The sequence below is a fragment of the Mucilaginibacter sp. UR6-11 genome, assembly GCF_020880695.1.
Lineage (GTDB): Bacteria > Bacteroidota > Bacteroidia > Sphingobacteriales > Sphingobacteriaceae > Mucilaginibacter.
In genome coordinates this window covers 276,876-290,017 of record NZ_JAJIWO010000006.1, presented here as the reverse complement: position 1 = coordinate 290,017, position 13,142 = coordinate 276,876, and the positions used below count along the sequence as shown (strand labels likewise).

General features: G+C 44.1%; 7 protein-coding genes. All 7 read left to right on the top strand.

Annotated features, from left to right (window positions below; translation table 11 throughout):
* Positions 1-489 precede the first annotated feature (489 nt).
* The 7 genes from LJ658_RS15420 (at position 490) to LJ658_RS15390 (ending at position 13,136) form a co-directional block, all read left to right on the top strand.
* On the top strand, positions 490-1,185 hold the full coding sequence (locus LJ658_RS15420) for a sensor histidine kinase (protein WP_230547424.1): 696 nt from the start codon (positions 490-492) through the stop codon (positions 1,183-1,185).
* Positions 1,182-1,904 carry a LytTR family DNA-binding domain-containing protein gene (locus tag LJ658_RS15415; RefSeq protein WP_230547423.1) on the top strand — a complete coding sequence of 241 codons (723 nt, stop codon included), beginning with the start codon at positions 1,182-1,184 and terminating at the stop codon, positions 1,902-1,904. Before LJ658_RS15420 ends, LJ658_RS15415 begins: the two co-directional genes overlap by 4 nt.
* A gap of 104 nt (positions 1,905-2,008) precedes the next feature.
* Positions 2,009-4,774: a TonB-dependent receptor gene (locus LJ658_RS15410; RefSeq protein WP_230547422.1), complete on the top strand. Its 2,766-nt coding sequence runs from the start codon at positions 2,009-2,011 to the stop codon at positions 4,772-4,774.
* A complete protein-coding gene (locus LJ658_RS15405; RefSeq protein WP_230547421.1) occupies positions 4,765-5,559 on the top strand; it encodes a DUF4249 family protein in 795 nt (264 codons plus the stop codon). Before LJ658_RS15410 ends, LJ658_RS15405 begins: the two co-directional genes overlap by 10 nt.
* A gap of 97 nt (positions 5,560-5,656) precedes the next feature.
* Positions 5,657-5,824 carry a hypothetical protein gene (locus LJ658_RS15400; RefSeq protein ID WP_230547420.1) on the top strand — a complete coding sequence of 56 codons (168 nt, stop codon included), beginning with the start codon at positions 5,657-5,659 and terminating at the stop codon, positions 5,822-5,824.
* A 33-nt stretch (positions 5,825-5,857) separates the two neighbouring features.
* The gene (locus LJ658_RS15395) at positions 5,858-6,952 is read left to right on the top strand and encodes a D-TA family PLP-dependent enzyme (protein WP_230547419.1); all 1,095 of its coding nucleotides are present in this window, start codon (positions 5,858-5,860) and stop codon (positions 6,950-6,952) included.
* A 538-nt stretch (positions 6,953-7,490) separates the two neighbouring features.
* Positions 7,491-13,136, top strand: a complete 5,646-nt coding sequence (locus LJ658_RS15390; protein ID WP_230547418.1) for a HAMP domain-containing protein — start codon at positions 7,491-7,493, stop codon at positions 13,134-13,136.
* Positions 13,137-13,142: the final 6 nt, after the last annotated feature.

Genomic DNA, 13,142 nt, shown 5'->3' with positions numbered 1-13,142 from the left:
CTTTAGGATGAACATCATTTAATTGAGGTTAGTTAAAAAATGTTAAAATGAAGGTTTTTTGTAGTTCCCAGACAATTGCTGAGGCTTTTTATAGCTATAATTGTGGTTGATACAGGCGAATTTCGGTCTTTGGTAGATTATGTTATGTGGTTCAGGCGATTTAAAACGGTTTCATTCCTCCAGGTTCTCTTGCATTTACTGTTCTGGGCGTGTGTTACAATATTGCCCATTGTGTTACGCCCATCTGATCCAGCCTTTAAGATGTTATTTTCGCCATGGCATTTGCTGGCTATAAATGTGTTGCTTGCGGCACAGTTCTACCTTAACGCATTCATACTCATTCCTCATTTTTTAAATAGATTAAATAAACCCTGGCTATATGTCGGCTTGTTATTAATATCGTTTGTTGTAATTGATTTTTGCATCATTTATGTTAAGCCCCCGTTACTACATGTTGGTCCAAGGCCCCCGTTTGGCGGGGCACCATTAATGGCGCATTTTAATTTATTGCCGCTGACGGCTATCACGGCAGCCGCCTTTGCTTATCATTACCTGGTTGACAGGTTTAAGCAGATTAACAAAACCCGTGATATAACTAATTCGACGCTGGTTTCAGAATTGGCGTTTTTGCGATCACAAATAAGCCCGCATTTTATTTTTAATGTAATAAATAGCATTGTGGCATTGTCAAGAATAAATCCGCCGGCGGTTGAACCTACCTTAATGCAATTGTCGCAATTAATGCGCTATATGCTTTACATTACTGACGAAGAAAAAGTTACGCTGAATCAAAAAGCCCAATACCTGCGCAGTTATATCGACCTGCAAAAACTAAGATTTGAGGATACAGTGGACGTAGATTTCAACTTTGAAGTAAATAATCCGGAACAAACCATCGAGCCTATGTTAATTATACCGTTTATTGAGAATGCATTTAAGTATGGCACCGGCGATGTCTTACACCCGGCAATCAAAGGCAGCCTTAAAACTACCCATAAAATGCTTTTTTTTTATGTGAGTAATAGGTATAATCCTGCTGATCGTCCGTATGAAGACATCCATCACGGTATCGGCTTAAATAATGTAAAACGACGGCTTGAGCTGTTGTATCCCGGCAAATACAGCCTCAGTATTACTCAGGACGCTGATAATTATAATGTTAATCTGCAAATACAGTTTATATGATGGAATGTCTGCTAGTTGATGATGAAACATTGGCTCTTAAGCTATTGGAAGACAATTTAAAAGATGTGGGTTATATTAATATTATAGGCCGATGCCGCACCGCTACGGAGGCGCTGACTTTTATGCAAACACAACGGGTGGATTTGCTATTTTGCGATATACATATGCCTGGCCTGAGTGGATTGCAATTGGTTAAAAGTTTAATTAACAAGCCTATAGTAATTTTTGTAACCGCTTATGAAAAATTTGCTATTGACGGCTTTGAACTGGAGGTGCTTGATTATCTGGTTAAGCCGGTACCCCAGGAACGGTTTTTGAAAGCCTGCCAGAAGGCCTATCAGCTTTTTATATCAAGAATTAATTTACCGTCTGTAGTCGCGCCGGCTATGCTCCAAAAAGAATACTTATTTGTACAGTCAGATTACATGCTGGTAAAAATAAACTTTACCGATATAAAATATGTTCAGGGTTTAAAAGATTACGTTAGAATCGTTCTTACGGGCGACCAAAAACCAATACTTTCAAGAATAAGCTTAAAAGCTATCGAAGCGCAGCTACCGTCTCAGCTATTTTTCAGAGTACATAAATCTTATCTTATCAATATAAATTACATAACCCATATCCGCCGGGGTAAAATAATTAGTGCCGATTTTGAGTTGCCATTAAGCGACAACTATCGTTTGACGATTAATAAAATGATAGGACGCGAAATAGAATAGCTGCAGAATTTGGGGTTTCGTCTGCGTTTTATCGCCTTTTATCTCATTTATTTTTGAAGGGCTTTTTCATCTTGCAACTTAGCCGAAAAGCTATTGATTAGAGGATGAGAAAACTGTTACCCGTACTGCTATTTGCAACATTAACATCAGGCGCATTTGCACAACAAACACAAAAAACAATAAAGAAAATATTAATCAGCAAACTCTTTACCTGTTCGCTCGACTTAATGTTTGATACGCTGTCAAAGGATTATCATTTAAATATAGTTTTTGAGCGAGACTCGGTAAGCAGGTACCACGTGGTTGATCACTTTTTAAACGAGTCTGTAAAAGATGTGCTCGACCAGGTTTGTGGTAGAAATGGTTTGCATTATTGGATAGAGTCGGATGGTATCATTTATATCCTGAAAAATATGGATGATCTGTCGCGATTAAAAAAACTCAACGCGTTGACGGCTATTGGCAAGAATGCTAACCTGCAACGCGTTGAACCGCCTAAAGGGCCACCCAGAAAATTCAACTTTCCGGTAAACGGCAAGGTGTTTGACCAAACCACCGGCGAGTCGCTGCCGTCAGCCACCGTCCGGATCTTAAATACAACACTGAGTACCAGTACTGCTACCGATGGGCTGTTTGTAATATTTAATGTTCCTGCTGATACTTGCGTTGTTGAGGTAACTTATTCCGGGTACCAAACGGAGCGTTTCAGGCTTGACGGAGAAAAAATAAAAGGAAATCTGTCTATCCAGATGTACCCGTCACTTAATACACTCAATGAGATAAATATCTTGGGTAAGAAAAGTGGTGTGATGAATACCGACGCTAAAAAGGTAGGTGTCTTACAGCTAACGCCCGCCAGCCTCGACAAACTGCCTGTAATGGGCGAAAAGGACGTGTTAAAAGCATTCCAGCTGATGCCGGGCGTAAGTGGTACCAATGAATCATCATCCGGAGCCTATGTGCGCGGAGGTACGCCTGATCAAAATCTTGTAGTTTTTGATGGTTTTACCGTGTATCAGGTTGATCACCTTTATGGTTTCTTTAGCGCGTTTAATGCCAATTCCGTTAAAGACGTACAATTATATAAAGGTGGTTTTTCAGCAAAATATGGCGGTCGGCTATCCAGTGTCACCGAAATTACCGGCAAGGAGGGCAATAATAAACAATCCATTTTTGGGTTAGACCTAAGCCTGCTTAGTTTAAACGCTTTTGTTGAGACGCCGGTAAATGATAAGTCCTCTTTGTTGATAGCTGTAAGGCGGTCCTATCAGGGCCCTTTTTATGACAAGATATTTAAGCAATTTAATGCTACTACGGTAATGGCTGCCGGGCCGCCGGGCGGTGGTGGTGGTGCTCCCCGGGGTTTTGGGGGCGGGGGCGGTTTCGGCCAGCAGGTTACTCCGTCATCGCATTTTTATGATGCTGATTTGAGATACACTTATAAAATCAACACGAATAACAGCCTGTCATGGAGCCTCTATACGGGCGAAGACAAAACAGATAATAGCCGCGACCTGCCCTCATTTAATTCAAGCGTCAGCGATAACAAAATTACTGATTACACTAAATACGGTAATTTTGCCAGCAGTATTAAGTGGTTTTCAAACTGGGGTAAAAGCTTGCATTCAAATACATACCTTACTTATTCCTCTTATTTTAATGACCGTAATCGTACCAACTCCGGTGTAAACGAAACTAATGGCGTTGACGTAGCCTTTAGCAACGGAACAGTAGAAACCAATAACCTTAAAGATATTGGCGCTAAATCAGAGTGGGACTGGCAATTAAGTAATAACCTGAAATTGTTGTATGGCGGTTTTGTCAATCACCAGGCCATCAATTATCAGTATATTCAAAACGATACCAGTAAATTAATAGATCAGCACAATAAAACCCTTTTAGGCGGTGGCTATGCTGAACTCGAGATTGACCCTACCAGTAAGTTACATTTACAACCGGGCGTGCGCACTACATGGTTTCAAAGTACAGGGAAGATGTATGCCGAGCCCCGCTTTTCGGCAAGTTATACACTAAACAGTAATTATACTATAAAGGCGGCAACCGGGCAGTTTTATCAATTTACCAATCAGGTAACAAGACAGGATATATTAAACGGTAATAGGAATTTTTGGGTGATATCAAACGGGAGCAATATACCTGTGGGTATGGCCCGGCATTATATGGGCGGTTTTAGTTATGAAAATGACCAGTTTTTGATTGATATTGAAGGTTATTATAAAACCTTGGATGGCCTTACGCAATACACTATCAATCAACAAGGATTTGGACCGGGTAGCGCAGGCAACGCTACCTTAAAAGAGGCGTTTTATACTGGTACGGGGAATGCACGAGGCTTTGAGGTATTGCTTCAAAAAAAGATGGGTTATTATACCGGCTGGCTCAGCTATACCTTAGCCAGCGCACAGAACAAATTTGCGGCATATGGTAATAGTTACTATCCAGCTGACCAGGATGTGACACACGAGTTTAAAGCTATCAACATGTATCATTATGACCGCTGGAATTTTTCGGCAGTGTTTATTTTCAGCACAGGTCATCCGTATACGGTGCCTTTATCAAGTTACACTATTACAGGCATTGACGGTAACAAGATCACGGCGTTTAATGTAGGCGCAAAAAACGCCGTGCGTTTGCCTGATTATCATCGGCTCGACCTGTCGGCAACGTACGATCTGCTTAAAATCGACGGAAATAAAGTCGGCAGTATCGGCTTGTCATTATTCAACGTTTACAATCATAAAAACACCTGGTACCGCGAATATCAGTTGCAAAATTACCAGGTTATAACTACTGATGTAACTTACCTGGGTTTCACCCCAAATATAACTCTTAGCTTAAGATGGAAATAAAAAAACAACTACTTATACTCTCTGCTTTTTTTACGGTGCTTTTTAGTGCCTGTCAGAAAAGCAAGCTTGAAAACAAAGGCACTGATTTGCCGGTTATTGAATCGTACCTGATTCCCGGCCAGCCGATCCTGGTAAAACTATATCAACAGAAAGACCTTACCGATACGGCAGTTTATGGCTCACCAATAACCGGAATTAATGTCTATTTATCGGCCGGAAGTCAAAAATTACTGCTGACGGAAACGGCAAAGGGTAACTATACCTATGCAGATCAAAGTATTTTAGCCAGCGGCAAAACCTACACTTTACAATTTGACTACAACGGGTACGCAGTATCGGCCACCACCACAATGCCGCGCAAGCCGTCAAACTTTGCGTCGCAATATGTGGGGGTAAACCTTCCGTCAAGTAGCGGCCCGGGCAATGCCAGCAACACTGTGTTAAATGTATTTACGTGGTCAAACCCAGACTCGTTAAATCATGTGCTTGCATTTAAAATAGTATCCGGTGCCTTCCCTGTTAACAGCTTTGATTCTTCGCGCCCTGTTAACTCGCAAATAAACACTGATCGCAAGTCGCAGTATGACGTTACAGGCCGCGAATTTCCATACTTTGGGCATTACAACGCAATTTTATTCAGCGTGAATCAGGACTATATAAACCTGCTTGATAATAATACGCGTACGTCATCTCAAAACTTAACGCAAATACCGACAAACATTATTAACGGATTTGGAATTTTTACTGCCATGCAGACAGATACATTGAGTTTCTCGGTTCAATAAAATAAAATTTAATAAATCTGGCTTAAACTGAAGCTGTGAGATTTGTTTGGTCGCTTCAGCCGAAATGTCTGCCGAAACACGACTATGGCTGGAACAAATGGCACCACTGAAGGATTATTTACCATCGGCCTGCAACCTTAATGCCGGCTATATGCCAGCCGGACACGAGTTTGAAAATGGCGGCTACGAAACCTGGCGTGGCCGCACCATCAACCCGCAGGCAAATGCGGAGGCCATCATCAGGGAGAATTATTATCTTTGGTAAAGGCTATGGCTAATTGAATAACCAATAATAAGCATGCAGGATACCTGGTATGAAATAGATAATAACGCTTCAATAGATACTCCGGCCCTGCTGATTTATCCGGAGCGGGTGATCGGTAATATTGAAAGGCTTAAAAGCATGGTGCCGCTACCGTCAATCCTGCGTCCGCATGTGAAAACAAATAAATCTGTACGCGTAAGCCGGCTAATGATTGACCGCGGCATTACCAAATTTAAGTGCGCCACCATTGCCGAAGCCGAGATGCTTGGTTGGGCCGGGGCCGAAGATGTGTTGCTGGCCTATCAGCCTACAAAAGCGAAGTTGGACAGGTTTATACAATTGATAGACTCTTATCCCGATACCGCTTATGCATGCTTGGTAGATAACAAACTATCGGCAAAAATAATATCGGAAACGGCGGTTGTCAGCAGAATAGTTATCTCTGTTTTTATTGATCTTAATGTGGGGATGGATCGTACAGGTATCCATCCAAATATGGCGGTTGATCTATTTGACTTAATACAAAGACTGCCCGGAATTATCTTCAAAGGATTGCATGCTTATGATGGTCATATCAATGATGAAGATATGAATGACCGCATTGGTCATTGCAAAAAAGATTATGCCCCGGTTGAAGAACTGCGAAAAAACATAGAAGCTAAAGGTTATCCATTTCCCTTGCTCGTGGCCGGAGGGTCACCTACCATGGCCATTCACTCGAAAAGAGCGAATACAGAATGCAGCCCGGGTACCTTTGTTTTTTGGGACAAAAACTACCACGATCATATTCCCGAACAATCATTTGAATTTGGCGCGCTGGTGCTTACGCGCATAGTTTCTCTGCCCGATGATACAAAGGTCTGTGTCGATTTGGGTTATAAATCTATCGCCTGTGAAAAACCCCTGGCGATAAGGGCTTTTTTTTTGAACGCGCCGGAATTGGTTCCTGTCAGCCATAGCGAGGAACACCTGGTTTTAGAAGCGCCAAAAGGACATTCATATAAAGTAGGGGACACTTTATATGCGTTGCCTAATCATATTTGTCCTACGGTAGCGATGTACAACGAGGCATATATTATCGAAAACGGCTATTACACTCAAAAATGGTCCATTGATGCCCGAAAGTAAACAGCAGGTAGCTGCCCAAACCACGGGATAGAGAATGATTTAACTGGTGGTAATCATTGTCAATACAATCTAATGATTCAATAAACTGAAGAGTACTCTCGCACCCTCCATTAACCACACCTTTTCGTATTCAATCCGAAACATCTTTCTTTTTTAAATTATGAAAAAATAATTGCTGTTTTGCCACGTTATGCAAACGTGAAAAGGTTAATGTGATTTCAAATCAGATTTCTCTTTTGGTTAAAGTCATTTAATAACCAGTAACATTTGTGTATTTAAAAAAGACAGGGCATTAATCAGACTGTATAAAAGTCATCATTTTGCCTGCGGGAATTGTTGGTTTCCTGCCGCTTTGCAGCTACAGCAACGATAAAGAAAATAATAATTACAAAAACAAAGTTTTACTACATATTGTTATTGCTATTTAGATTTTTGCAACCACTATTGATATAAATTCGTTTACAACAGTATCTTTTAAGCTTTTTGCATAGGCGGAAAGTTCGCTACCTAATATTTGACTTATTGCAAATCTTGTTCTATGGAACCAACTTTACTTGAACCCCAACAAAAAAATGCCCCTATTATTAATGGCACCGAAGATCGGCTTGATATAAAAGAACTTTTGAATGTCCTTTCCCTCGTCAAAAACGGGAAACTGGATGTCCGGATGCCGGTTACCCAGGCCGGTATAAATGGCCGGATATGTGAAGTATTGAATGACATCATCGAAATGAACCAGCGCCTGGTGGCCGAGATATCTTCGGCGGAAATCACCATCGGAAAAAAAGGAAATTTATCTAAAAGAATTGAACTACCAGATGCTAAAGGCGAATGGGCGAGTGGCGTAAATTCTTTAAACAACCTGATCGAGGATCTGACGTCGCCTACGCTGGAGATTGCCGGCATGATCAATTCGGTTGCCAACGGCGACCTTTCCAAACATATCCCGCTGGAGATTAAGGGGCACCCGCTTAAAGGCGAATTTTTGCGGATAGCCAAGGAATCGAACCAGATGCTTTCAAAGCTGCAGTTATTTTCGATGGAGGTAACGCGCGTGGCGCGGCAGGTAGGATCAGAAGGTAAGCTGGGCGAACAGGCAAAAATTAAAGGGGTAGCAGGTGTATGGGCCGAATTAACTGATTCAGTAAACCAAATGGCAGGTAACCTTACCGCCCAGGTTCGAAACGTAGCAGCGGTAACCACCGCGGTGGCCAAGGGTGACCTTTCGCGCAAAATTACGGTGGAAGCCAAGGGCGAGATATTGGAACTAAAAAACACCATCAATACGATGGTGGATCAGCTCAACTCATTCTCATCCGAAGTAACCCGGGTGGCGCTGGAAGTGGGTACCGAGGGTAAATTGGGCGGCCAGGCCAAGGTGCCGGGCGTTGCGGGTACCTGGAAGGATTTAACAGATTCTGTAAACCGTATGGCGGGTAACCTTACCTCGCAGGTGCGTAATATAGCCGGTGTAACTACAGCGGTTGCTAATGGTGACTTATCCAAGAAAATTACCGTGGACGTAAAAGGGGAGATGCTGGAGCTAAAGAAAACCATCAATACGATGGTGGATCAGCTCAACTCATTCGCATCCGAAGTAACCCGGGTAGCGCTGGAAGTAGGTACCGAGGGTAAGCTGGGCGGGCAGGCCCGGGTAAAAGGTGTCGGCGGGGTTTGGAAGGATCTAACCGATTCTGTAAACCAGATGGGTAGTAATTTGACCGACCAGGTGCGTAACATAGCCGGTGTAACCACTGCGGTGGCAAAAGGCGATTTATCCCGGAAGATCACGGTGGATGCCAAAGGCGAGTTGCTGGAGTTGAAGAATACGATCAATACGATGGTGGATCAGCTCAACTCCTTCTCGTCCGAAGTAACGCGGGTGGCGCGTGAGGTGGGCTCGGAAGGGCAGCTGGGCGGCCAGGCCAATGTGCCGGGTGTAGGCGGTACCTGGAAAGATTTAACAGATTCTGTAAACCAGATGGCCGGGAACTTAACCGGCCAGGTGCGTAATATAGCCGAAGTAACCACCGCGGTGGCAAAGGGCGATTTATCTAAAAAAATTACGGTTGACGTACAGGGCGAAATGCTGGAGTTGAAGATCACCATCAATACGATGGTGGATCAGCTCAATTCGTTCGGTTCGGAAGTAACCCGGGTGGCGCGCGAAGTGGGCTCGGAAGGACAGCTGGGTGGCCAGGCCAATGTGCCGGGTGTAGGCGGTACCTGGAAGGATTTAACGGACTCAGTAAATAAAATGGCGGATAACCTTACCTCGCAGGTACGTAATATTGCCGAGGTAACTACGGCGGTGGCGAAGGGCGACCTTTCGCGAAAGATCACCGTAAATGCCAAGGGCGAGTTATTGGAGCTGAAAGATACGATTAATACCATGGTTGACCAGCTGCGTGGTTTCGCATCCGAAGTAACGCGGGTGGCGCGCGAGGTGGGTTCGGAAGGGCAATTGGGCGGCCAGGCCAATGTACCGGGTGTGGATGGTACCTGGAAGGATTTAACCGACTCGGTAAATAAAATGGCTGGTAACTTAACGGCCCAGCTCCGTAACATCGCCGATGTATCCATCGCGATAGCAAACGGCGATTTATCCAAAAAAATTACGGTTGACGTGCGCGGCGAGATCCTGCAGCTAAAAGAAACTATTAATACCATGGTTGACCAGCTGCGCGGTTTCGCATCCGAAGTAACGCGGGTGGCGCGTGAGGTGGGAACGGACGGTAACCTGGGCGGCCAGGCTTTTGTGCCGGGCGTAGCCGGAACCTGGAAGGATTTAACGGATTCGGTAAACCAGATGTCCAGTAACTTAACCTCACAGGTGCGTAACATTGCCGAAGTAACCAAAGCGGTGGCCAGCGGTGACCTTTCAAAAACGGTAATCATCGACGTAAAGGGCGAGATCATGGATCTGAAGAACACCATCAACACGATGGTGGACCAGCTGAACTCGTTCGCGTCCGAAGTAACGCGTGTGGCACGTGAGGTAGGTACCGAGGGTAAACTGGGCGGACAGGCACACGTAAAGGGCGTAGGCGGTACCTGGAAGGATTTAACCGACTCGGTAAACCAGATGGCGTCCAACTTAACCGGTCAGATCCGCGGTATTGCTAAAGTTGCGACCGGTATTGCTAAAGGAAACTTAAAACAGCGTTTATCCATTAACGCTTTAGGCGAGGTGGCGCAGTTAACCGACACCATTAACGAAATGATCGACACCCTGGCGGTATTTGCCGATGAGGTAACCACCGTGGCCCGTGAGGTGGGTGTACAGGGCCGTTTGGGTGGTCAGGCAAGTGTGCCGGGCGCATCAGGCACCTGGAAGGATTTGACGGAAAACGTAAACCAGCTGGCGCAAAACTTAACCGTGCAGGTGCGTTCCATATCCGAAGTAGCATCGGCGGTAACCAAGGGCGACTTGACCCGGACCATCCGTGTGGAAGCAAAAGGCGAACTTGAAGCTTTAAAGGATACCATTAACCAGATGATCGCCAACCTTAAAGGCACCACCCTGCGTAACCACGAGCAGGATTGGTTAAAATCCAACCTGGCTAAATTCGCGCAGATGCTACAAGGGCAACGCGACCGGAACGCTGTGGCTAACAAAGTATTGTCAGAATTGGCAGAACTGGTAAACGCCCGTTATGGAGCATTTTATATTTTAGAACAGCCCGAAGGCGCTGATGAAGTTAAATTAAAGCTGTTTGCAGGCTATGCACAAAAAAGCCGCAGACTGATCAATCAGGAATTCTCAATGAGTGAAGGATTGATCGGCCAATGCGCGACCGACAAAGAACGTATTCGGCTGGCTAATGTTCCTAACGAGTATTTGCAAATCAGTTCAGGTATCGGCAATGCCGCGCCTATTGACCTGGTAATCTTGCCGGTACTGTTCGAGAATAATGTCAAAGCGGTTATTGAACTCGCGTCATTTGAGAATTTCAGCGATACTCACATTGACTTTTTGGACCAGTTGACAGAGAGTATTGGTATCGTGTTAAATAATATCGAAACTAATACACGTACCGAAGAATTACTGTCTCAATCCCAGTCACTTGCCGGTGAGCTTTCCGCGCAACAGGAAGAATTAAGACGGGCGAATGATGAATTACATGATAAGGGCCGTTCGCTGGAAGAAAAAGCTGAGCAGCTGACGCTAACGTCAAAATATAAATCAGAGTTCTTGGCTAATATGTCGCACGAGCTGCGAACCCCATTAAACAGTTTATTGATTCTGGCCCAGCAGCTTTTTGAAAATCCGGAAGGTAACCTAACCGAAAAGCAGCGAATGTTTGCCAAAACCATTCATTCCTGCGGTGGTGACCTGATCCAGCTGATTAACGATATTTTGGATTTGTCTAAGATAGAATCAGGTGTGATTGCGGCCGACGTGATGCCGGTTAGCTTTAAAGAAATCGCCTCATTTGCTGAATCAACCTTTAAACCTATTTCAGAAGCGAAGAGTCTGAAATTCGAGATTGAGCTGGAAGAAGGCCTGCCCGAGCTGATGGAAACTGACATGCAGCGCCTCAACCAGATATTGAAGAACCTACTATCCAACGCCTTTAAGTTTACCGAAAAGGGGCGCGTTAAACTGCATGTTTTCCGGCCCGGCTCGGGCCAGGAAAATCCCCTTGCCGGATCGGAAACCGTCGCCTTCTCGATTGAGGATTCAGGCATCGGCATCTCCAAAAATACTCAGGGTATTATTTTTGAGGCCTTTCAACAGGCCGAAGGCTCTACCAGTCGTAAATATGGTGGTACAGGTTTAGGATTGTCCATTAGTAAAGGTTTTGCTGAATTATTAGGTGGTACAATTACAGTAGGCAGCGAACTGGGTAAAGGCAGTGTATTCACTTTATACCTACCGCTGAAATATAAGGAAGAAAAATCTGTGCCGGTTAAAGTAAAAGAAAGCTCTCCGGTAGCTCACCTGCGTGCCAGCCTTATCGATACCTCTGAACTGGTTATTGATGATGATCGTCATAATATCCTGGCTGAAGATAAAGTGTTGCTGGTGATTGAGGACGACATCCGTTTTACCAAGATACTTATTGATAAGGCGCATGACCTGGAACTGAAGGTTGTGGTTGCGATTAGCTACCTGGAAATATTTGAAAGCATTATCAAATACAATCCGGTAGCCATCACGCTGGACGTAAATATGCCCGAATCAAATGGCTGGAAAATACTGAAGCTGCTTAAAACTGACATTAATCTTCGCCACGTGCCGGTACACGTTATATCGGGCGAGGATAATAAACAAATGGCTCTGAAGTTTGGTGCTAAAACATTCAACCTGAAGCCTTTGTCTAATACCTCCCTCCATGAACTGATTGCCGGCATCGTTAACTTTTATGAGCATAGCAAAAAAAGGGTACTGATCATCGAAGATAATGAAAACGAACTTCAACGACTCTCGGAACTGTTAGCTAATGACCGCATCGAAGTTTTTGGCGCGGCGACCGCGAAAAAGGGATTGGCCATACTGAAAAAAGAGTTGTTTGACTGTATCGTCCTGGACTTTACGTTACCGGATGCAAACGGTCTGGATCTGCTTGGTAGAATTAACTCGCTCAAACAGCAGGAAACAACTATCATCCTGCATTCGGCGCGTGATTTTACGCAGGATGAACTGATCCAGCTTAAACGACTGAATCATAAAATCATCACCAAAACCCCTTCATCTCATATTTACCTGCTTGAAGAGATCCTGGTGCTGTTGCATATAGATAAAAAATATATCAGCGAAAGCAAACTGAAAATGATCGATGGCATCAGAGTCACAACTGATGTACTGGATGGGAAGAAAGTATTGGTTGTTGATGATGATGTACGTAATCTGTTTGCGCTTACGGCTGTATTTGAGCGATCTAATATAGACGTGATTACGGCAGAAAGCGGACGCGAAGCCCTGGAATTGCTCAATAAAGACAAAAGTATCGACATTGTATTGATGGATATCATGATGCCCGAAATGGATGGTTATGAGACCATCCAAATGATCCGCAAAGAGCCCAGAAACAAGAACCTGCCCATTATAGCGGTAACAGCCAAAGCTATGATAGGCGACCGGCAGAAGTGTATTTCCTCCGGAGCGTCTGATTATATTACTAAACCGGTTAAAACCGACCAGCTTTTATCCCTGATGAGGGTATGGCTGATTAAATAAAATAAT